18 protein-coding genes are annotated in these 23193 nt (G+C 54.9%); 1 reads left to right on the top strand and 17 read right to left on the bottom strand.

Features of this window, described 5'->3' with window-relative positions:
• Positions 1-14 precede the first annotated feature (14 nt).
• The 6 genes from RN02_RS33400 to RN02_RS33380 form a co-directional block, all read right to left on the bottom strand.
• On the bottom strand, positions 15-449 hold the full coding sequence (locus RN02_RS33400) for a WapI family immunity protein (protein ID WP_418323322.1): 435 nt from the start codon (positions 447-449) through the stop codon (positions 15-17).
• Between the two features lie 163 nt (positions 450-612).
• Positions 613-933 carry a colicin immunity protein gene (locus RN02_RS31735; RefSeq protein WP_052267783.1) on the bottom strand — a complete coding sequence of 107 codons (321 nt, stop codon included), beginning with the start codon at positions 931-933 and terminating at the stop codon, positions 613-615.
• Between the two features lie 1160 nt (positions 934-2093).
• Positions 2094-2591, bottom strand: coding sequence for a hypothetical protein (locus tag RN02_RS33395; protein WP_152623799.1), 498 nt, complete (start codon positions 2589-2591; stop codon positions 2094-2096).
• 149 nt (positions 2592-2740) lie between these two features.
• A complete protein-coding gene (locus RN02_RS33390) occupies positions 2741-3217 on the bottom strand; it encodes a hypothetical protein (protein WP_152623798.1) in 477 nt (158 codons plus the stop codon).
• Between the two features lie 186 nt (positions 3218-3403).
• Positions 3404-3748, bottom strand: a complete 345-nt coding sequence (locus tag RN02_RS33385; RefSeq protein WP_152623797.1) for a hypothetical protein — start codon at positions 3746-3748, stop codon at positions 3404-3406.
• 357 nt (positions 3749-4105) lie between these two features.
• On the bottom strand, positions 4106-4513 hold the full coding sequence (locus RN02_RS33380; protein ID WP_152623796.1) for a hypothetical protein: 408 nt from the start codon (positions 4511-4513) through the stop codon (positions 4106-4108).
• A gap of 766 nt (positions 4514-5279) precedes the next feature.
• Between RN02_RS33380 and RN02_RS21310 the strand changes: the two genes are divergently transcribed.
• Positions 5280-5519 carry a hypothetical protein gene (locus RN02_RS21310; protein WP_043316593.1) on the top strand — a complete coding sequence of 80 codons (240 nt, stop codon included), beginning with the start codon at positions 5280-5282 and terminating at the stop codon, positions 5517-5519.
• A 330-nt stretch (positions 5520-5849) separates the two neighbouring features.
• On the opposite strand, the gene RN02_RS33375 is transcribed toward RN02_RS21310, so the two are convergent.
• From RN02_RS33375 to RN02_RS33350, 11 genes are all read right to left on the bottom strand, one after another.
• Positions 5850-6329, bottom strand: coding sequence for a hypothetical protein (locus tag RN02_RS33375; protein ID WP_152623795.1), 480 nt, complete (start codon positions 6327-6329; stop codon positions 5850-5852).
• The gene (locus tag RN02_RS33370) at positions 6323-7090 is read right to left on the bottom strand and encodes a hypothetical protein (RefSeq protein ID WP_152623794.1); all 768 of its coding nucleotides are present in this window, start codon (positions 7088-7090) and stop codon (positions 6323-6325) included. The genes RN02_RS33375 and RN02_RS33370 overlap by 7 nt, the downstream gene beginning before the upstream one ends.
• A 300-nt stretch (positions 7091-7390) precedes the next feature.
• Complete coding sequence (locus RN02_RS33365) at positions 7391-7594, bottom strand: hypothetical protein (RefSeq protein WP_152623793.1); 204 nt, start codon at positions 7592-7594, stop codon at positions 7391-7393.
• Positions 7595-7644: 50 nt separating this feature from the next.
• Positions 7645-8175 (bottom strand): hypothetical protein, encoded by a 531-nt coding sequence (locus RN02_RS33985; RefSeq protein ID WP_177331069.1) that lies wholly within the window; start codon positions 8173-8175, stop codon positions 7645-7647.
• A 93-nt stretch (positions 8176-8268) separates the two neighbouring features.
• The gene (locus tag RN02_RS33360) at positions 8269-8835 is read right to left on the bottom strand and encodes a hypothetical protein (protein ID WP_152623792.1); all 567 of its coding nucleotides are present in this window, start codon (positions 8833-8835) and stop codon (positions 8269-8271) included.
• 163 nt (positions 8836-8998) lie between these two features.
• Positions 8999-9256 (bottom strand): DUF7660 family protein, encoded by a 258-nt coding sequence (locus tag RN02_RS32675; protein ID WP_082033849.1) that lies wholly within the window; start codon positions 9254-9256, stop codon positions 8999-9001.
• Positions 9257-10073: 817 nt separating this feature from the next.
• A complete protein-coding gene (locus tag RN02_RS32670; protein WP_082033848.1) occupies positions 10074-10469 on the bottom strand; it encodes a hypothetical protein in 396 nt (131 codons plus the stop codon).
• A 241-nt stretch (positions 10470-10710) separates the two neighbouring features.
• The gene (locus tag RN02_RS32665) at positions 10711-11235 is read right to left on the bottom strand and encodes a hypothetical protein (RefSeq protein WP_082033847.1); all 525 of its coding nucleotides are present in this window, start codon (positions 11233-11235) and stop codon (positions 10711-10713) included.
• Entirely contained in the window at positions 11235-11819 is a 585-nt protein-coding gene (locus tag RN02_RS33355; protein WP_177331068.1) for a hypothetical protein, read from the bottom strand. The genes RN02_RS32665 and RN02_RS33355 overlap by 1 nt, the downstream gene beginning before the upstream one ends.
• Positions 11767-13164, bottom strand: coding sequence for a VENN motif pre-toxin domain-containing protein (locus tag RN02_RS21300; RefSeq protein WP_052267782.1), 1398 nt, complete (start codon positions 13162-13164; stop codon positions 11767-11769). The genes RN02_RS33355 and RN02_RS21300 overlap by 53 nt, the downstream gene beginning before the upstream one ends.
• Before the next feature lie 527 nt (positions 13165-13691).
• Positions 13692-23174, bottom strand: coding sequence for a two-partner secretion domain-containing protein (locus tag RN02_RS33350; protein WP_052267781.1), 9483 nt, complete (start codon positions 23172-23174; stop codon positions 13692-13694).
• Between the last annotated feature and the right edge of the window lie 19 nt (positions 23175-23193).

Here is a 23193-nt window from a genome sequence, read left to right as displayed (position 1 = left end):
CTTCCAAGAAGCTCTCAATGCCTTACTGGAAACTTCTCAATCAGCATATCAATATCTCTTATTAATCGCTTCAAATCGCCATCAAAGACCTTAAAGCTCAGCACAAATTCAGAATCAACCCCATATCGATATTTACCCCCTAACGGATGAAATCCAAAGTCTAAAACAACATCAATAACTCCACACTCCCCAGCCAAAAAACCAATCTCCCCCTCGGTAAACCTCAGCTGACTCCCAGATACCCAGAAACAACTAAGATCTTGAAGCCATTCTTTCAAAGCAAGCAACTCAAAGGTTCTAAGGCAAGCATCAGCGGCACACCAATATAGCTCCCCAACCCGCGCAGCCATCTTAACAATCAACCAGTTGGAGTCATAGATATCTTTAGAGTAGGACTCCTGATATTCAGCCACGTCAAAATAAAAATAGGTATTAGCACCTTTGATCATTGGCACTATTACTCCTCCTCGATCATCGTACATGAAACGTAGAACTGCTATCCGTATGCTCGACCTCAAAAATGGAACGGATTTATTTTCACCACTCTAGTCCTAGCTACCGAAACAGCTTCAGAGTAGAAAAATAAATCTGCTCCTTTCGTCACTCGCCAAATCAAAACTTACTCACAGTAACGATAAAGGTGTCATGCTGAAAACTTTCACTCTTAATAAAACCTGTAGCAGACCTATTACTTTTCTCCGCACTAAACTTATCTACCGAGGAGTCTGCCTCATCCCAGATACAATCCAGACGCGCTTCAAACCCAGGATTATGCCAAATACCACCTTCAATTCGAGAAACAATCAACCCATGATTGATAGCCTGCTCGCATACAGAGATAGCTGCGGCTATCGTCATTTTCATCACAGCACTCCCATTGAGCGCGAAAAAATCATCAGCAGACTCATATTGCCTTAGCGAATCAATGTTCATATCTTTACTTCCAACTTATCCTAGCGTCTGGGCGATCCGGAGCTGAATCCTTACTGCGCGATCAGCCGCTCGCTGCGCTGCTTGGCCTCCGATGCCTGGTCGTTGTATCAGGCTGACTATGAGCAGCTAGGCAGGCGACAATAGTTGAGACGCTGAAAATCCCCGGCAGAGACCGGGGATTTTTATGCATTAGGGATGGTCTGAAAAAGCCCCTACTCGAAAAATGCGCCCCAGTAGCCACGCGGCTTACAGGCCTGCAAACTCGAAAAAGGCAGGCTTTTTCAGAGTTTCCTTGGCAGGTTGAAGAAGGCGTAAGCGTCCGTATTCGATGTATGCCGACGGGCGCGCTGCTGTTGATGAATGACGGCTTGGCGCCTAGGATTCATCTGGGCTGCTCCTTGGGCTCGGTGTGTGTTCGCAACTATCACCGTAGACCAAGAGCAGCCTTTCTTTTCTGAATCAATCGCTTAGCGCTTAAGTAAGTGCCATTCAAATCCCTTTTCGGTCCCAATATGAACATATGGCTTCATGGCATTAATACTCCATCAGATCACCAGTAGCAGTGGGGGCGACCTCAAGTGCTCTGAAAGTTAGCGACGTGTATTAAAAAAATAGTTTAAAATAATTAAGACCACTAACGAACAAAAGACAATACCTCCTAACACTCCGCCTTAGTGTAGGGAGTATACGAACCACCCCTCCACATCCAGCCCCTTGCCTTGTACAAGCTCACTAATATTGCCTGCCAAAAATATTGCAAAAATACAACATTCAATACACACTGCAAGACTCTTAACTCCCCATAAAAACCAAAAAACAAATTTATTTTTCATTTCCGTCCAAATTCATTAGTACCTAAGCAAAATCCTTTTAAACAAGATAATTACTTCCGAACTCTAAACCAATAGTTCTTCAACATCACTGCAGCAGCAGCAGTCATGACCGCCCCTCCTTTTAGTGAGTCAATTGCCGCATCCAGAATCACCCCCTCAAGATCTATATTCACATTCTCTATCGCAGCGGAAACATACACTCCCAACACCATAGCCACAAAGATAGCGCCAGTGCACACAACATAGCTCTTTATCAAAAATCGAAGAACAGAAAATTTCCCGCTCACTTTTTCTTATCCATAGCCCTAGAAATCTTCCGGTCCCGAGTCAAGACGTGAGTTCCAATCGAATAAACAAGCAAGAAACTCCCATCTCAACAACTCCAATTATAGAACCACTAGCAAACTCAACAAACACTTGATTCTCACTAACAAACCTTTCAGGCCCTATATATACCCAACCGCTACCAGAGTCTCTAATGACTGTCCAATCTCGTGTCCCGGGGATTTCATATGAAACACCCTGAACCAACTGCACACCAGAAAACTCAACACGAACCTCTCCACAGATAGCCTTAGGAGGCTCTACGCTTCCATCTACGACATTAACTAACGGGAAAAACCCCCAAGGATAAAGAAGGGCACCTGTTTCAACACTAGTCTCAAGCTGCAAGCTGTGAGCCAATAAAGATATACACCCTTGAGTACCAGCCTTCAAATTTAATTGCTCAGATGATGAACAAACAAAATCTATTGCATACTCATCCTCCCTATAGAAAATCTTTCCATGCAAAGGACCAGCACCCTTTAAATAGAAAAATCTCATAGCCCCCATCTACAATGAACTCCTAAACAGGTGAAAAGGGATTTATTTCCCCCCCCTAATCCTGCCCAGTCAGCCAGCTTTAGAGTAGGAAAAGTAAATCTTTTCGAACATATAACCATCACTATCTCTCGTTTTCTATCCCCCCAGAATCAAAGCCCCCCTGTCAATAGCTGTCTCTCAAGTGAATCAGCCACCAAGATACCCTCTTCATATTCTTCCAAATTATCTGAAAGCCAGCTTTCACCATCTCTAACCAAACAAAACTTAACTACCGCCCTAAACTCATCACAAGAAATAATAGCTTGAAGCTTCCTACAACCTGTCCCTTCAGCCCCCCGCCAACTCTCAAATAGAGCTTCCACAAATAGGCAGGCCTGTAAAACAAAATCCGAAGCCACATAGTCGTCTATGTGAATTGAATTGATGAAGCATTCATAACCAGTCCTATCTGGAAAACTATCTAAACGAGAATTTCCGCCTCTGGTTTTAAGGGCGGCCAAGAATGCGCATCCATCATCTATAACAAATCCACCAGCAAGCAGATTGAGTAAACTTTCAGCGAGAGACTCTCCCCCCCGACTGATACCTCCCACCACCTCTTTGAATTTTTTATTTGCCGCTATCAAAGTGACTATCCCAAATACTTTTCCATACCTTTAACTATATAGCCCGACTAAGTCGCCCACCATCCAGAAGCTTGTTTACAGACCTCACGAAAAAGGACACATTTATTTTCATTACTCTAATCTTGCCCTCAGATCAGATTTAGAACAGGAAAAAGTAAATCCGCCCCCTTTTTGGTCACTTTTTAACTAAACTCCCGACAGAAAGTCACTATACCTTGCTGGCAAGACATACCCCTCTGGGATTGAAGGCCATGATTTTTGCCCATTGACCAAGAGCATATCATCTATCAAATCCTGATAAAGACCTGAGATATTTAGCGCAGAAACTCTAACTCTAGTTAAGGCACACTGCATTGCGACTTTATCATCCACCTCGACCGTTCCTCTAAATAGAGCTACGGCCAATCGAAAATCCTCTAGATAACCTTCATACCTTCTAGCAACATCTGACACATTTAAGCCTTCCGCGATACCACTTTCGAAACTTGTTCTCAACAGCAGTTTCTCTAGAGTTATAATGCTTTCAATCATTTCGACCTCCTTCCTAGAAAAAGGGATAAATTTATTTTTCCTACTCTAATTTCGCCCCGCCGGCCCTCGCCTCTCAATTTGCAAGCCTGTCAGGTGCTCCACTCCAGTCGAATAATTCAGGGCCGGTTAGCAGGTTGAAGAAGGCGTAAGCGTCCGTATTCGATGTATACCGACGGGCGCGCTGCTGTTGATGAATGATGGCCTGGCGCCTAGGACTCATCTGAGCTGCTCCTTGGGCGCGGTGTGTGTTCGCAACCATCACCGTAGACCAAGAGCAGTCTTTCTTTTCTGGATCAATCAGTTAGCGCTTAAGTAAGAGCCATTCAAATCTGCTCCTTTTTATTTTGGAGCCTTTCGCTAGATGGAAACTATTCGAAATATAGATGGAAGTTTCAAACACAAAACCTCGACCCATTCGTTCTGCGTCAAAATTGCCACATGTTTTATTTGGTCTCGTGGATAGATCCCGCAGCTTTGCCCATTAAACCAGTCTAGAAACTCAGAATTCTCTACAAGTACAACTGGCCCCACAGGGCCATCAACCTCATCAGCTGTCCAAGTTGTACACAGATAAGAACCCTCGTCCATGCTGCGTTGAGCTAGAGGAGCATCCTCAAAATTAATTTCTATCTTTTGCGCTTCTTCCTGCGCAAACTCGGTCACCAATACCCGATATCCTTTTTGGTCATAATACAAGCCAACAAAATCTAGCCGTTCAGGAAGCACAAATTCCGTTGGAAATCTTCTATGAATACGCGTTCCCATAGCATCAATACCTAATCTTTACCGACTCACTTGGATACGAGCAAAAGGGGAAAGCTTTATTTAAATCGCTTTTCGATTTCTTATTTCCGGTCAAGATCAGAATTCCCTGTTCTACACATACCTAATTTGAACCAAGTCTTATGCCTTACTCAACCTTAGCCTTTCCTATCTTAGCAACTACTTTTGCACCAGTTAAACCTCTACCAAAACAGCCTCCCTCAATAAATCCATGGATTTTCCATCATGCATAAAGAGACAACTCTCGGCTTCCAACACACTAAATCCACAATTCCCACAATTAAAATAGACACCAACACAAACATCAGAAGCACACTTAAGCCTATATTCAAATACCGAAAATATACACTCCCCTAAATACCTATCAAGAAGATTTAACTCCCGAATAGGATAGGCAAATTCATCATTAATATCACACAAATCTAGGAGTTTCGGCTCAACTGCCTCGCTATGATAAAGAGCCACCCCCTCACCAATTGTGAGCGAAAACCATCTAGAGTCCGAGGTCTTAAAAAGCAAAACCAAACAGGCACATACCAAATCCCCACTCATATAAAGGGATCTAACCCTGAACCCGCTGAATTCTTTACCTAGAAAATCCATCACCATAGACCAAATTAAAATTTGGAAAAAAAGGGGACAGATTTATTTTTCCTACCATAATCCTGTCCAGTCAGCCAGCTTTAGAGTAGGAAAAATAAATCTGTCCCCTTTTCGCTCGAAAGCCAATCATATAGAGATCAACCCCATGAACCTTGCAGCCCAAGTTCTCCACCATCCCCTGACAAGCACCACTCTGTCGGAACTCTACGACGCGGCCCAATCTCGCCAATCCGCCTTGGTCAACCTGTTGCGCCTGCTGGCCGGAGCTCCCGACCTGGGCGCCCCCACTAAGGAAGTGCTGGATGGCACCTTCGGCGCGCAGGAATACCTGGCGGCCGATGCCGAGCGGCTGCATGCCGCCGCAGAGGGATATACCCAACCGTAGAGCCCATAACACGGAGCGTTATCCTCCGTTGCCGGATGGCGCTTCGCTCTGACTTTACCCAAGAAGCTGCTTTGCACTGTGAATGCTGTTTATGGCGCCAGCCTGCTACTTGTTTTATCTCTATGGTCTTCGAGGGCCGAAGCGTCAATCAACGCCGGGGATCAGACTATCATCGTAAACCAAGAGCGGTCTTTATTTTTTAATCAATCAGTTAGCGCCTAAGTAAGCGCCATTCAAATCTGCCCTCTTTCGCAGCCAACACGACCTACCGCAAAATTGTTAACTTAGCCAACCCATGAGAAAAAACTGCAACAATTTCCGCCCTGTAATTTAGAATCTTTCAATGAGCGACATAACAAGCGAATAAAAATACCCACGCCCAACAGTCACATCAATATATATATCTTTATCTTCATCAAAAATAAAAAATCGCTCCTCCGCGTCAGATTGCACAAGGCCAACCCCCCAGCCATCCAGCAAGTAAGGAATCGAATAAAAGAATATTCTTCCAATATCCTCCCCCCCTATATTTAAAAATCTATACCTCTCACACCTCTTATCTTCATATTCATAAAGAACGCAATACCATATCTGCGCCAACTCTTTAGAAGAGAAGCTCAGCAACGCAGGATAGTAGCGCCGATCACGGTCCTTACACTCATAAAGCCAGGCGTTCTTCATCGAAGCCAGATCATAATCCCAACTCTCAGGGCCTATGCGCTGCCCTTTAACCAACAAATACAATTCACCGACACCATTCCCCAGCGAAAGAAACTCAAATGCTAAATTATCAACATCCCCAATCACCATGGTGATTTACTCCCTTTAGCCTTAAATCCAAATACTTTCAGAACCTGAGGATGCACATCTTTCTGCTTTAGCGGATTTCTAGAGTCCCCTGTACTTCCGGCCCAGTGCACAGTTCCATCTCCACTTTCAAAATATCTGTAAATTGACTGCCCATCCGTACTAACCCCCCACCAAGCATTCCCTATCTTAACGGCGCTCTTATATGCATCAGCATAGTCCGATGGTTGAACTCCAGCACTAGGTCTAAACCCATCTCCTCCCGGAACATGTTTAGGGTTAGTCACCAATGTAGGCTTCTCTTCATTATAGACATTCCCCAACCCCGGCATGCTTTCCGCCGGAGTACTCGTACTCCACCCACCCGACTCATCAATCCGACTGCCACCGGTACTGACCGGCAGCTCAACCTTCCCACCCGCACCATATCCAGCACTCCCCGGATCAGCCTTATCTGGTCCATTGTCCGCCGGATACCCCAACGGACGCAGAGGACCCAGATCAGCAATAGGCAGCGTGGTAATGCTACCTGTGCTGAAAGGCGACCCCGGATTAAGCAGCAGTAGATAAACCGCCAGCTTCTGCACATCCTCGCGCACGCTTGCACTCAGTTGCGGCGCCACCTTCTGCCAGGCTTCCTGGCCTTGAGGTGTGGAGGCAATCAATGCCACACCGAGCGCCATGACTAAGGGGACTTCTAGAATCTGCGCGAAATCCTGCCTGCCTCCTTGGGATTGCGCCAGCAAGCGCTGCATAACATCCATTGCCTGGGCGGCTTAGTGCGGGTTTTGCTCCGCCAGCGCGCCGATCTGGTCAGCTAACCCCTGTCCCCTTTTTGCTTTTGATGTGTATACATCCCTGGCGTGCCTGTATTTTTTGATCTGAGCCGGCCCAAGCATATCCTCGCCATGATTTGTCATGTGTTTGTCAGGCCATAGGAGAAAATGACGGCAAAAGGCCAAGACCGGCCTCAATCAGAAGATAAAGGTTGAAGTGGAAAAAAGAAATTGGTGATTACCGCGAGTGATTGAAAAAATATCCCCGGCATTTGCCGGAGATATTTTTTATGTTTCCCAACTTATCTCATATTCTGTCAACTCAGATTTAAGCTGACCGTCATTTTCAAACCAGTAATCAAATCCCTCATTCGGGCCTCTCTCAAAATACAGATAGAATCCGCCCGTATCGCCAGATCGATCATCATCAACCAGAACAACCCAGCCATCATATTCTCCAGAAACAATGACTCCTTTTCTTATAACCGGCATATCAGTCAATCCAGATACGGAACATGGTTGTTAGATATATATTTTCCCAGTTATAGGGTCTTTAACTCAAGCGGTACGCCTGGAGCATGTGCATCGCTTATTGACCCACTATCAATACGGAATTCTTTTATCCCATCAGCACTGTGAAAAACTCCTGAGCCCGGCTTTACAATCTCCTTATAGCCAGAGCCAAGATATTTCTGGCCAGCCGCCAAAGCTTCATCTGTTGTCAGTGTTGTCGAGCTCGTAAAATTCTTTTTACCACTCAACGTCTCACTAATTACCTGATCCACTTTCCGAGAAGATGACGCATCTAGTTGGATTTGCTTCTCAGCTTGCAAGGATTTCTGCCAGTTTTCTGTAGGTCCTGACAACGGAGTTTTCGTAACAGCCGTCCCAGTTCCTTTTGGCAGTTTAGTCTCAACCTTACCAGCAATCTCCCCGCCAAACGCTCTAATCGCACCTGAGGTGCTCTCGGAGCCGGTTTTCGCGCCACTGCCCAAACCAACCAACCCGGCAGGATTGATGCCGAATGGGTTGAATCCTTGTTGATCCAGGTACTGGCCGAGCAGGGTCAGCATTAGAAAATGGGGACAGATTTATTTCTCACACCCTAATCCTGCCCAGTCAGCCAGCTTTAGAGTAGGAAAAATAAATCTGCCCCCTTTTCGTTTCTACTCAACCTTCGACTCATATACACTTAGAAGCCTCTCCATATAGTCTTTTTTAAACCCCCCTCGCCTAACCTGCCTTTCCAAATACTCTCTCCCCACAAAATAATCCCCTCTCAGCTTATTCAAAATTCCATTTAACCCTTCCATCCAAACAAAAACACCAAACTCCTCTAGTATCTCTATATACAAAGCCCAATCAGCAGTATCTGAAAAAGCAATTACTCTTGCTCGCCCACCCTCAAATATGTGCTTTTCATATGATGAAACCAGAACATCCAAGTACTTGGATGCATCATCAAGAACATCCATATCGATAACGCCGGAGACCTCATGACCACCGTCTTCGAGCACTAGGACAAAGCAGAAGAAAATTTTCGTCGCACCTAATCCTCGGGAAATAGAGAAAAGGTCGCGCAGAAAGTCGTCCTCATAAAGAACCTCTCTTTCCACAATGTTCGCCCCACCTTTCTTAATCTTGAAAACATACTCTGGCAATAACTTTGAAGAATCTACAAGACGGGACAACAAAGCTTCACATTTTTCAACCACTCTAACCACCGAAATCATGGAATCTCAAAAATCACCTCACCAAAAGAGACAAATTTATTTTCATCACTCTAACCTTGTCGCCAGATCAGATTTAGAGTAGGAAAAATAAATCCATCCCTTTTCGGTCCTTTGGTGATTACAGCTGAGTGAAACAAACAGCCCCGGCAGCGCCGGGGCTTTTTTATTCATAGACTTTCGCAGCACAAAGTATCTTGGCAAAAGTTTTCCAACTCGGGCTAAGAGCCTCCACATCTCCAGTATTTTTGGAATAGGCATCAATCATCCTAATCCAAGACTCCATCGCATCCAAAAATCTATCCAGTGTCTGGTTCTCCCACTCATCTGGATTATTCGTCAGTTCCTCTCGCAGACCAGAAATAAAGTCTGCAAAGTCTTCCTTTGTGCTTATAGAATCAATTTCTTTACTTGTGAAGGTCACTGACAAGATCCTCTAACGCAGATAACTCCCCCACCATTCGGAGTGGTCATTTTCCAAGCCTCCTTCGCCACCTCCGCCTGAGTAGCAGGAACTATTTTTACTGGGACATCAGCCTGAGAAGCAGCTAGCAAACGACGATTATCCAAGCTGTAAATTACGCCATCTTTCTCAAAAGCTGAAAAAAGGGGACAAATTTATTTATCACACCCTAATCCTGTCCAGTCAGCCAGTTTTAGAGTAGGAAAAATAAATCCCCTTTTTGCGTACTGACTGAAATGGAGCTATTGCTGCGTGATGAGGTGCACCGGCTGGCTCAAGCACTGGAGTAGATTTGTGGGGATTCCTCAGAGTCTGTTCCCTTTTCGACACTGGCTGACGCTCTGCTCCTGGGTCTGCTTCGAGCAGGACTTCTGCGAGCCGAGCGAGGCGCTAATGAATCTGCCTCTTTTCGGTCCTTTTCGCTTTGACCAAGAAACTATTACGTGAAGCAAAACTTCCAGTAATCACTCCCATCAACCATCCAGTACCTCTCGCCATCAGGAATCAAATAGCAAAAATCTATATACTTCGCGCTCCAACCAGAATGAGCCAAGTCCTCATGAGCTCTACCATAATCCATATGGAAGAATATCTCCTTATCAAAATTCACATAGAAAGTCAGAAGGGCGACCGCAACAGAGCTCACACTAGAAAAATCTTCTTGACTTAAGTCAACACCAGACAAGAGAAAGCTTTCAACCTTTCTATGCAGATCTTTACTAAACCTGTTTTGAAGAAATAAGCTCCCAATATCTTTCAGTGAAATAAGAACCCCCAGCTAGGCTGGGAATTTCTTTGAGTAACGTTCCTCCAATCTTTTAGCCGAACCTAGAACACTATCACTCTCCTCGGGGAAGAAAGCAGAATAAACATCGGCTGCAATTTTCATCAAAAAAACATAGTCGAGCACTGGAATGCTTGAGGTTTCCACTTCCCCCAAAAAGAAACTGACCTCATTAAATCCTTCAGGATCATCCCAGTCCTGATCAAGAGAATAGAAATATCCCTCACCCGCAGAGAAGCCAAACCCCTTCGAAGTCTCATATATAAACGCAGGAAAATTAACCCTCTTCCTCGCTATAGATGCCTCTATTATTCCGTATAGATCTTCATAGTCCAGACCAGTGGAAGAGAATGATTCCTTGAGCTTTTCAAGCCAAGACAAATAAGCCATCAGTTTGTCCTCGGAGGCATAGTAATGAAGGAGTTTGTTATTTCTCCAGTCTTGCTATTACGTGTCACCTGGAAGTAGTAGCCATCAACCTTAACACTAGCCTCTCTCAAGGCCGGATTGGCTCTAAATACAGACTCAGCCTGAAAAAAAGGGGACAGATTTATTTATCACACCCTAATCCTGTCCAGTCAGCCAGCTTTAGAGTAGGAAAAATAAATCCCCTTTCGGCCCTACCGTTAAACTACGACTGCCAGAATGTCAGACAAACCCCATATTCATCGAGAAGATCGTCAGCAATTTCAAACTGAAAGACCTTCTCTGGGAAGGCGTCTGACAATGCGCGCCCCCAATATTTAGCGATCTGCTCAGCAAATAAATTACAAAGACGATAGTCTTCTTCCGACAAGCCCACTTTAAATATGGTTCGACCCGGCACATCTTCCCACTTTGAAAAGAACTGACTTATTGAAAAAATATTTCTGTATCGTTCAACGTCTCTACGCGATGCACTTTGTTCCAGCACTCCAGATTCGGTCTCGACCAGCCCCTTTAAATGAAATTTTTTCGGGTCGTATTGCTGAGCATTAGGCAGCCAGAAAATGTGACCATTGACCTCAATAAAATCAGGAGAGAGCAACCCTATAACAGAAATTGCTTGTTCTAATGAAACCAAGCTCCCTACATATGAAAAAAATTCCCCGGAGCCAATATCCGAAACAAACAGGCTCAACGACTCCTTAGAAATATCACCCTTATAAACTTTCATCACTTCAACCCCAAGATATCAAGAACCGACTGAGGAACACTTCCTTCAAAAGCTTTTGTGTCACTCCCCTTCTTAGGGAAATATGTTCCATTCGGAGCTTGGTTCCATTCGATCACCTTAATCCGAGAGCTAGACACATCATATAGTGCACGCCCCTCTGGACCGTATACAACAACATGCCCATTTCCAAGGTTCGCATAAGAATCGGGAGTTTGTCCTTGCAATGGATACTGAACACCACCACGCGTTCCCGTGACCGTCACATTCGTCTCCCTGAGCCCCTTGGTATAATCTAAATCAATAGTGTTACCAACAGAATCCGCAATAAACCTGGGTGTATGGGGAGCGTTAGCAGTTGCTTTTGCGCCCCCCCCCTCCGTCAAAATACTCGCTACCGCATCAGCCGAAAGCTTCTGCCCAGTCTGTTGCTCGACCTCCAGTGCCGCACGAATCTTTGAGGCCTGCTCGTAAGTGAGCTTTGCCCCAGCAACCCGTAGTATTCCTGTAGGCAATGCATCGCTAAGTCCCAACTCAACGAGCAGGTTGGTAGTTTGCGTTACACACAAAAGGCGGATTCGCCGCACAAGCACTAGCACCGGCTCTTGCTGCGGCCACCATGGCAGGCGTCAACGCCGCGCCCGCGATGGCAAAGGGGAGCAATGCGAATGCAGCTGCGGTCTCTAGCCCACCGTTAGCTAGTTGGGTGTTCTCAAATTGCGTGCGGCACTGCTGGCGCGAACCGCCATGGCATCCGCCGCCTTGTACATAGGCTTCGAATACATGGTCGACATAGAGCCGACCACCAAACTCGTTGTTCTCGACGGCGTTCTGCCCACCTTTCGCTCCCGCGACAGCGCCGCCGGCGCTGCCATCAAGCACACCGCCGGCCAAGCCACCCGCCAGCGAAGAAAGTGCAACGACGGCCTGTTTCTCCGACTCACTGAGGTCATCGGTGTTCTTGCCATACAACTGCTGGGCGATGACCGAGGCCATCGCTTCGCCCGTAGCAGCACCCGCAGCCCCCGCAATCGCCGAATTCCCCTGAGCCTGGGCGACCAATGCACCGAGCACCGCGTGGGCCATCAATTGCACCTCGCGATCACCCTCGGTCAGTTGCTTGATGGTGTTCGCGAGATAAGGTGCCGATGCCCCGGCCAACGCAGCCCCAATATCACCACCAGCAAGCCCCTGAAGTGCGGCAGTCACGGCCTGTGCCGCTCGCTGAAGCTGGCTCCCGGTGCCGTACTGGGACATTTCCTTCTGGTAGATCGCGCTTTCTTCGATCTGCTCTCGGCTCGGACTATGGTTCCCGTTCTTGGCTAGCTCTTCTCTCGCCGCCTTGGTGGCATTGATCTCCCCCTGCGTCCGAACGATGTCCATCGCCTGGGTGCCGATCTCGGCGATCAGCTGCACCTGCTTCAGCCGGTTCTGTTCCTTCTCCTTGTCGAAGATCGGGCTGATGCTGCCGTTGGCGTGCTCGACGTCGCGGCTCAGGCTGGCCACGTCCTGCTGCTGGTTGGCCGGGTCGCGGATTTCGAGGGTGCCGTTGGAGATGGCCGAGCCGGTGGTGCCGCTGGCGCTGTCGCCGTGGTTGTAGGCGACCAGCATGCCGCTGGGCATGTTGCTGATGAATTTGCCGCTGCCATCGCTGGCGCTGCTGATGCTGACGCTCTGTTGCTGGCTCTTGTAGTCGGTCTTGTTGTCGATGCTGCTCCAGCCCAGGGTGCCGGTGCTCAGGCGGTTCTTGTCGGCTTCGGCGGTGCTGGCGATGACGCTGCCGTCCAGTTGCGTGTGGTTGCCCACGTCGATCTGGAAGCCGCCCTTGCCGGCGTAGAGGCCGGTCTGCTCCTGCACGCTCTTGTAGTTGGAGTCGATCTTGCTCTGGCTCGCGCTGAAGCCGGTGCTGATGATGGCGGGCCGGGCAATCAAGATTGCGCAGAAGTTGCGACAGAGATGTCTTACACTCTCTTGTTGATATGGCTCCAACTGAAACGAAAGACACCAGTCTTACGATCTAAATCAGCGGTGAAATTTTAAAGAGCTAACAGAGAGAAGTTTCAACAGTCAATCCTGCGGCACTATTATAGAAAAACCCAAGAAATGAGGGGCTTTTATTTTCGCCACGTCAACACCGACCACCATACAATTTTAGAATAGAAAAAATCCACAATCTCTCTCACACTATAGCAACACCCACTCCCTATCAATCAGAAGGCACTAATTATTACCGACCATTATGCTTTCCATAGCATAAGAGATACCAAATCCCTGAAGCCATCACCCCACCCACCCAAGCACTAACTTTTACCGAATAAAAAAAAGCTGAATTCGTATAATTAAAAACCACCCCACCATCGTATTTCGCCGTATGTATAAAATATAAAGCCGAAACCACTAAGAACATTGCAGAAAACGAAATCGCAAAAAGCACAAACCAGAGCAAAGCGCGCTTCAAACTACTTCTCCTTACTTAAATCATTCATAGCCGCACTATTTGAAATCTCCGAGGCCGCACTGCCACCAATGCCACCAGCAACACCTGGAATTGGGCTCATCGGAGTTTCTTTATAAAGGTAAGATCCAGGGAACGCTGGAATCTCAGAATACTTAAGAGAGCTAACGCTATTACCAGACAATCCAAAAATCTTGTTTACATAATTTTTTTCCAACTGACCCGCTATGCCAGCTCCAACCCCGTACCCGACGATTGAGCCAAGCATGGCTCCCATCATAGCATCTGTAGAGTTCTGACCACTAAGCTGGCTAGATATGTACGCACCACCAATATTAGTTTGCAACGTAGGAGTCAATGTTTGACCAGCAGACATACCGCCAGTGACTCCTGATGTCATGAATCCAAGCCAATCGAATTTATCCCCCGTGTTCCCCGTTGCAAACTGTACTCCCCCATTCGCGGCCATGCCCAACCCAGCACCCGTTGCGATGGATGTTCCTGAGGCGCTTGTCAGGTTCGCTAAACCGCCAAACATAAGCATGAAATTCTCAGGCTCTGAGGCAAACACCAATGCCTTGTACAAAGTATCAGTATTTTTATTTATATACTGCAAATCAAGACTATTTTCATACTGCACGAACAATCTAACATTATCATTTTCAATCCCTCCAAAGGAAACCGGCCTAGAAGGGTCAGCCGAGTTCAGACCTGTAAGAACAACATCCCTACTGTTCCCATAGCAAACCCACGGTTTCTCTAAACAAGTAGCTTTCAGAAGTTCTCTATTCTCTTCATTCAATGCAACATATTTCTTAATTACTTTCGTACAATCTCCCTCCTTTGTGCATTGCTGCATCTCATGATCGAATGCCTTGGTTTGATCTCCGCTCAGGAAATTATTATCCACAGCAGTCTTACCTGCTCCCGCTGCGGCCACCGCACCGGCTGTATCACCACTGGCTAAACCTCCAGCCATACCCGCGGCTAAACTGGAAAGGGCCGAAACAATCTGGCGTTCGTTTTCCGTCAGATCTTCAGGCTTCTTACCTGGGTAAAGGTTCGCTGCGATCAACTCCCCAGTGGCAGCCCCAATCCCTCCAGCAACACTGGAGTTGCCTTGTACCCCGGCAACCACGGCACCGAGTAATGCCTGAGCCATGATGCGAGCCGTGTCATTGTCGCCAGTCTGCTGCTTGATGAGATGGGCTATGTAAGGCGCAGAGGCACCTGCTATAGCACCACCGATATCGCCACCGGCTAGGTACTGCAGCGCCGCCGTCACGGCCTGCGCAGCTTTCTGATAATCGCTGCCGGTGCCATATTCACGCATGACATTCTGGTACGCGGCGGTCGCTTCGAGTTCCTTCTGCGTGGGATTGTCCTTACCTTGGGCTTTCAGCTCCTTGCGGCCTTCTTCCGACGCCTTGATCTCCCCCTGCGTCCGAACGATATCCATCGCCTGAGTGCCGATCTCGGCGATCAGTTGCACCTGCTTCAGCCGGTTCTGTTCCTTCTCCTTGTCGAAGATCGGGCTGATGCTGCCGTTGGCGTGCTCGACGTCGCGGCTCAGGCTGGCCACGTCCTGCTGCTGGTTGGCCGGGTCGCGGATTTCGAGGGTACCGTTGGAGATGGCCGAGCCGGTGGTGCCGCTGGCGCTGTCGCCGTGGTTGTAGGCCACCAGCATGCCGCTGGGCATGTTGCTGACGAACTTGCCGCTGCCATCGCTGCCGCTGCTGATGCTGACGCTCTGTTGCTGGCTCTTGTAGTCGGCCTTGTTGTCGATGCTGCTCCAGCCCAGGGTGCCGGTGCTCAGGCGGTTCTTGTCGGCTTCGGCGGTGCTGGCGATGACGCTGCCGTCCAGTTGCGTGTGGTTGCCCACGTCGATCTGGAAGCCGCCCTTGCCGGCGTAGAGGCCGGTCTGCTCCTGCACGCTCTTGTAGTTGGAGTCGATCTTGCTCTGGCTGGCACTGACGCTGGCGCTGCCGCCGGTGCCGATGATGGCGACGCTCGCCCCGGCGGAGACGTTCTTCTGCTTGGAGTCGTAGTAGTCGCTGTCCTGCAGGCTCTGCAGGGTCAGGTCGCGGCCGACGTTGGCGATGATCTGCTCGCCATTGACCTGGGCGCCCTTGAGCGTGGTGTCGCGGCCGCTGACCAGCTTGACCTGGCTGCCGGCGTCCAGGGTGGTTTCCGTCCAGGTGGTGCCGGTGCCGATTTCCTTGCCCGAGCCCTGGTTGGCGTTGGCGAAGATGCTCAGGCCTACCCCTTTGTCCGCCGAATACCCCACGCTCACGCCGACCGCGCCGCCGCTGCTCTTGTTCTTGCCATCGAGCTTCTGGGTGTTGGCGGCGGCTTCGAGCAGGATGTCGCGGTTGGCGGCCAGCAGCATGTCGTTGCCGGCCTTGAGCTGGCTGCCCTGGATGCGGATGTCGCCGTCCTGGCCCACGGCGCCGCTGCCGGTGGCGAGGATGTTGAGGTTGTTCCCCGCGGTCAGGCTGCTGCCCTGGCTGACGCTCTGCTCCTGGGTCTGCTTCGAGCTGGACTTCTGCGAGCCGAGCGAGGCGCTGATGCCGAAGAACTGGCTGACGCCGCCCCCTTCGGTGCCCTGCTGCGCCGCCTGCCAGGCCTGCACGCCGGTCAGCCCGGCCTTGATGCCCTGCAGCGCGGAGAGCCGGCTGTCGTCTTCGTGCCTGGCCTGCTTGGCAGTCTGGTAGCCAGCGTCCATGGCACTGCCCACGGTGCCGGAGAGCGCCAGGGTCAGGCCACTGCTCTTGCTCTTGTAGGTCTGCTCGCTGCGGTTCTCGTTCTGCGCGGCGAGGATGTCGACGTTCTGCCCGATGAGGTTGATGTCCTTGCCGGCGACCACGTCCGAACCGCGGATGGTCAGGTCCTTGCCGGCCTGGATGTCGACGTTGCCCAGCACGCTGCCGATGGTGCTGCCGCGGGTCTGCTCGCTGTGGCTGGTCTGGGTGGCCTGGGTACTGGCCGAGCCAATGGTGAAGCCGAGCCCGCCGCTGCTCATCACGCCAGATTTCTTCTTCGACTCGGCGTGGCTGGTCTCGCTGGTTTCGGTGGCGCCGTCGATCAGCACGTTGCGCCCGGCCAGCAGGCTGGTGCCGTTGGTGGAGGCCACGTCGCTGCCGCTGACACCGATGTCCTGGCCGGCGCGGATGGCAATCTTGTCGGCGCTGACCAGCGAACCTTTCTGGGTGGTGTAGAGGGAGGTGTCCTCGGTCTTTTTCTCCGAGCTTGAGAGCAGCCCATGGCTGCGTTTGGTCTTGCTCAGCGCATGGCTGTCGGTTTCCGCCGCCGCCTGCAGGCTCACGTCGCGGGAGGCGTATAGGTAGGCCTCGTTGCTGGCGCTGATGGTGCTGGCGGTCAGGTTCAGGTCCTGCCCGGCGCTGGCCACCAGGTCGCCGCCCGCCGTCAGTTCCGCGCCGAGCTGGCGGGTCTGCCCGGTCTGTTCGACGGTGCGGCTGCTGCTGGTCTTGCTGCGGACTTCGACGCTGGCGGCGTCTTCGACAGCGCTCAGGTTGATGTCGCGACCGGCGGCGGCGGTCAGGTCGCCCTTCGCGCTCGCCTGGCTGCCCACTACGTTCAGGTCACGCCCCGCATCCAGCACCAGGTCGCCCCCGGCCGTCAGGCTGGAGCCGTGGTTCTGCGCGACCGTGGTGGTGGTGACGTGGTGCCCGCCCTGCTGGATGTCGCGCAGGCGGCTGGCGTCGGTCACGGCTTGCAGGTTGATGTCGCGGCCGGCGCCGAGGTAGCTGTCGCCGCCGCTGGCGAGGCTGCCGCGGTTGGTGATGTCGCGGCCGGCATCCAGGCTGAGGTCGCTGCGCGCGCTGATGCTCGCGCCGGCGTCGAGGAAGCTGCGGTATTCGTCGCCGCCGATGCCGGCGGTAACGGCGGTGCGGTCGTTGACGATGTCGCCCTTGAGCGCGGTGAGGTCCACCTGCTCGCCGCGGATCTGCCCGGCCAGGGCGTTGCGGATGCTGTCGCCGGCCAGCAGGCTGACGCGCTGGCCGGCGTCCATCAGGCCGCCCTGGAGGATGCTGCCGCCGGCGCTGGCGCTGAGGTCTTCGCTGGCGCGCAGGGTGCCGACGTTGACTAGGTCGCCGCCGGCCATGAGGTTGAGGTCGCGGCCCTGGATCAGGCTGCCGCCGCGCAGGTTGCGCGCGTCGGTCTGGGCCAGGTAGACCACCGGGACCAGCACCTGCTGGCCGTCGATCACGCGGGTTTCCATCCACACGATGTCGTGGGTCAGCGCCGCCACCTGCTCGGCGGAAAGGCCCACGCCAACGCTCAGCTGCAAGGCGTCCTTGGCGGCCAGGGCGTTGTCCATCAGGTACTGGAACTGGTCGTAGTCGCTGGTCAGGCCGTCGAGGAAGCGCTGGCCGGTCTGGGCCTGGATGGCCTCGCGGATCAGGCGGGTTTCGTAGGCGCCGTCGCCCAGGCGCTTCCAGGCCTGGTCCGGGTCGAAGCCGAGCTTGCCGAGCAGGTAGTCGGAGTTGAGGAAGCGCCCCAGGTCGGTGAGCGCCGGGTTGGTTTCGATGAGGTAGTGGCTCTGCGGGTCCGGACTGCGGATGAACATCCCGTACTGCCCCTGGGGCAGGCGGAAGGTGTCGGCCGCCGTCGGGTCCACGGCGGCGAAGGGCACGCCGCTGTAGTCCACCGGGATGAAGCTGACCTGCTGGCTACCGTCGGCGGCCGTGTGCGTCACGCTCTGCACGGTCTGCGGCCCGCTCACCTGGGCGTCGCTGGACTGTTTGTTGAGGGTCAGGTTGACCGTGCCCAGTTGCCCGCCCAGCAGGCTGCCGGCCAGTTGGCCGGTGAGCTGGGCGAGGCTGTATTCGCTGACGGTGCCGTTCTGCAGGTTGTGCGCCACGTTGAGGGTGACGCGGTTGCCGGCCTGCAGGGTGGCCGGCGCGGACTGGGCGCCGTCTTCGCTCCAGGTGACGACCGGGGTGCCGATCGCCCAGCGGTCGCCGTTGTAGATGGCCCAGAGCTGGTCGTACAGGTCCTGGTCGAAGGTGCCCGCGGCCATCTTGGTGTTGAAGGCGCGGGCCAGGTTTTCCATGGTGTCCCACTGGCCGGTGGGGATCTTGCCGTAGTCGCCCGGCACCACGTTGATGACCACCACCTTGTTGCCGGTGCGCGAGGTGTTGCCCTGGTTGAGCAGCGAGTCGGCGTTGATGGTCAGGTCGCCGTTGGCGGCGAGGGTGCTGTTGCGGTTTTCCACCGCGCCGGCGTCGATGGTCAGGTTGCCCCCGGCGGTCAGCCAGGCGGCCGGGCTGTTCTGGGTGATGCGCTCTGAGAGGGTTTCGTTGACGTCGATCTTGCCGCGCTTGAAGGAGTCGTGGCCGCCGCAGTGCTGGCCGCACTGCACGTCGAATTCGCCGAAGGTGGTGGTCTGTTCGAAGGCGAAGACGTCGCGGGCGTTTTCCAGGCTCGCCACATCGAGGTGGATGTCGCCTTGCGCCTCGATGGTGCCGGAGCGGTTGCTCAGGCTCTGCGCCCGCCCGCCGTCCTGGCCGGCGAAGCTGAGGTTGCCCTGGCTGTAGAGGTCGCCGTAGCGGTTGCTCAGGCTGGCCGCGCGCAGGGTCATGTCGCCGCCGCTGAACAGCAGGCTGTCGGCGCCGTTGGCGATGCCCTGGCTGGTGATGTCCAGCGCGCCGAGGGCGCCGAGGGTGCCCGTGTTGTTCACTTGCGCGGCGCTGGCGTGCAGGGCCTGGTTGGCGATCAGCCAGCCCTGGTTGTCCAGGTTGCCGGCGAGGCTGAGCCGGGTGTCCAGGCCGCTGGCCAGGCGACCGCCCAGTTGGGTGAAGTTGCCGGCGTTCAGGGTGAGGTTGCGCTGGGCGGAAAGCAGGCCGGCGTTGTAGGCGTCGCCGCCAAGGGTCAGGCCCAGGTCGCCATCGCTGAGCAGTTCGCCCTGGTTGTTCAGGTGGGCGGCCGTCACGCTCAGGTTGCCGGCGCTGGCGATGCGTTCGCCGGCGCCGACTTCCAGGCCCTGGCCGACGCGCAGGTCTAGGGCGCCGTTGACGCGCATCTGCCCGGCATTGGCCACGCTGCCGAACTGCCATTGGCCCTCGCCCAGGCCGGTGAGCGAGCCCGCGCCGACGAGGCTGCCCGCACCCAGGCGGAACAGGCCGGTGCCGGCATGCTGGACCTGCCCCTGGCCGTTGAGCAGGGCTGCGCCGCTGCCCAGTTCGAAGGCCTGGCTGGCGACGCCGATGTTCCCGCCCTGGTTGTTCAGTTGGCCGGCGCTGCGGATGTGGCTGCTGTCGCCGCCGAGCGCGCGCAGGCGCCCGCCCTGGCTGTTGTCCAGCGTGCCGCTGTCCAGTTCCAGGCTGGTGGCCGACTCGATCAGGCCAGCCTGGTTGTTCAGCGCGCCGCTGCTGGCGAGCACGACGCGGCCGCCGCTCAGCTGGCCGCCGCCATTGTCCAGTGTGTTGCCGGTGACGCTCAGCTCGCTTTTGCCGAACAGCTGGCCGCCCCGGTTGATGAGGTTGCCGACCACCAGTTCGAGCTTGCCGAGCAGGCTGGCGATGCTGCCGGCCTCGCCGTCGGCCTGGCTGTTGTCGAGGCTCGCGGCGCCGATGGCTACGCTGTCGCCCTGCACGGTGCCGGCCTGGTTCTGCAGGCTGCCCGTCCCCAGCGCGGCGGTCACGGCGCCGCCCTGGGCATGGACCAGCCCCCGCTGGTTGTTCAGCGCGCCGGCCGTCACCGAAAGGCCCGCGGTGCCCGCCAGCAAGCGCCCGGACGCGGAGTTGTCGACACTGCCGGCAAGCACGTCGAGCCGCTCGCCGCGCAGGGTGCCGCCACGGTTGTCGAGCTGGCCGACGGCACGGGTGAACAGCAGAGCCTGGTCGCCTGCGTCGATCAGGCCGGTGGCGTTGTTCAGCACGCCATCCAGGCTCAGGCTCAGCTGTTCGCCATTGCCCACCACCGCGCCGCCCTGGCTGTTGTCCAGGTTGCCGCCCAACAGCTCGACGCGCTGGCCCAGCACCACGCCGCCACGGTTTTCCAGCTGCGGCGCTTGCAGCCGCAGGCCCGCGTCGCTCTGGATGCGCCCCTGGTCGTTGGACAGGCGCTGTTGCGCCGTGAGCGCCAGGCCATCCGCGCCGGCGACCAGCAGCCCCTGGCCGCCGTTGTCGATGACGCTGGCGCTCGCCTGGATGCCATCGCCCACGATGCGGCCGCCGCGGTTATCCAGCGCCCCGCGGGCCTGCAGCAACAGCTGCGCCCCGGCGAGGGCGCCCTGGCGGTTGTCCAGGCTGCCCGCCGTGACGTCCAGGTTGCCCTGCACCGATTGCAGGCGCCCCAACGCGTTGTTCAGCGCCTGGGCCACGGTCAGTTTCAGCGCGCCGTCGGCGCTCAGCGTACCGCCGGCGTTGTCGCTGATGCTGGCGAGGTCGGCCTGCAGCGTGCCGCCCAGCAACAGGCCGTTGGCGTTGTCGAGATCGCCGGCGGTGAGGACCAGGGCGGAGCCGGCCTGGACCCGCCCACTGCGGTTGGCCAGCGACTGGGCATTCAGGCTCAGCCGCTCGGCCGCCAGGGTGCCGCCGCTGTTGTCCACGGCCCCGTGGGAGGTCAGGTCGAGTGTCTGCGCCACCAGCTTACCGGCGGCGTTGGCGACATTGCCGACGTCCAGCAGCAGGGCGCCGCTGGCCTGGGCCAGGCCCGCGGCGTTATCGAAGGCGCCGCTCAGGCGCAGGTCGAGGTCGCCCCGCTCGGCGCTGAGAACGCCGCCCTGGCGGTTGTCCAGGCTGCTGCCGGCGAGGTCGATGGAGTCGCCGACCTGGGTTCCCGCCCGGTTGTCCACCGCTCCGGCGCTGATCCGCAGGGCCTGCGCGGCCTGCAGCTTGCCGCCGGCGTTGTTCAGTGCGCCCTGGCTGTTCAGGGCCAGGTCGCCGCCGCTGGTGCCGATCAGGCCGCCGGCATTGTCGATGCGCTGCGCGTCGATCCGTGCGCTGCCAGCGACGATGCGCCCCTGCTGGTTATCCAGCGTGCCGCCGGCCAGCGTCAGGCTGCCGCCGTTCACCTCCAGGCGACCGTTGCGGTTGTCCAGGCTGGTGAAGTTCAGGCTGGCCGCCTGGCCGTCGCCGAAGCGGACCAGGCCGCCCAGGTTGACCACGGCGGGGGCATCGAGCAGCAGGCTGCGCTCGCCGATCAGCTGCGCGCTGTCGCCGAGGTTGTTGAACTGGCGGGTGCGCAGCGAGACTTCGCGCCCCTGCAGGGTCCCGCGGTTATCCAGTTGCCGGCGGGCGTCGACATCGATGCGCTCGGCGTAGGCCTGCCCCGCGTTGTCCAGGGTGTCGGCGGCCACCTTCAGGCTGCCGGTGGCATCCAGCCGGCCACGGTTGCCAACGTGGTCGGCGGCGATGTCCAGGCCCTGCCCGGCGATGCGCTGCTCCCCCTCGATGCCGGCGACGATCTGGCCAGCGTTGTCCAGGCTGCCGGCGCGCAGTTGCACGCCTTGCCTGGCCGCCAGGCTCTGCGCATTGCTCAGCGCCCCGCTGGCCTGCACGCTGGCGCTACCCCCGGCATAGGCCGGGCCGTTCAGGGCCACGTCCTGCCCTTTCAGCGCCAGGTCCCCGCTGGCCGCTACCTGGGCCAGTTCCAGCTTGCCGTTGGCGTCGATGCGGATGTCGCCGGCGCTGGCCGCCATGTTGCCGGCCAGTTTCACGCCCACGCCCTGTTCGGTACCCACCAGGCGGATGGTGTTGGCGTACATGCCGCCCAGGGCGGCGCTGTCGATGGCCAGTTGCGGTTTGGCGCTGCCGTCGTCGGGCTTGGCGGTGGCGGCGAGACTTTCCGCATCCACCGTGTTGCGCCCGGCCACCACGGTGAGCTGCCTGGCGTACAGGTCGGCGTTGAGCTTGGCGCTGCGGGTGATCAGTTCGAACTGGTCGAGATTGCTGGCATTGAGCCCGGCGCCTTCGATGGCGATTTCGCCGCCGTCCACGTCGTAGCCCTGCAGGCGCTCCCCGGCCAGGATCGGCTTGCCGGTGGTGAGGGTGGCGCGCGGGGTGTTGATGAAGCCGCAGCCGTTGCAGGTGATGCCGTGGGGGTTGGCGACGATGACGTGGGCGCCCTGCCCCGCCACTTCGGTGTAGCCCTTGAGTTGCGAGGGACTGGCCCCGGTGACTTCGTTGAGGATCTTCTGCGCCGCCTGGCCCTTGAGGTTGGGGTTGCCGATGACGATCCCGCCCAGTTGGGTGCTGGCGGTCTTGCCGGTGGCGTTGTTGAGGATCAGGCCCTGCTGGCCGACGTTGTAGTCGCTGAATTTATTGTGCGAGAGGCCGTTGCCGTTGGGCGTGGCGATGTTGACGATGGGCACGCCGTTGCCCGCCGCGCCGATCTGCGTGTTGCCGCCGGCGGCCGCATCCACCGCCAGTTGGGCGGCGGCCGCGACTATGGGGTTGAGGAACAGCAGGCCGGCCAGGGCGCTGGCGATGGCTTGGTAGAGGGGGCGGCGGATGTCCATGTCCTGGGGTCTCCGTGGC

Source organism: Pseudomonas sp. PI1 (genome assembly GCF_000812405.1).
In the GTDB taxonomy this organism is placed as follows: domain Bacteria; phylum Pseudomonadota; class Gammaproteobacteria; order Pseudomonadales; family Pseudomonadaceae; genus Pseudomonas; species Pseudomonas citronellolis.
This window is presented reverse-complemented; position numbering and strand designations above follow the sequence as displayed.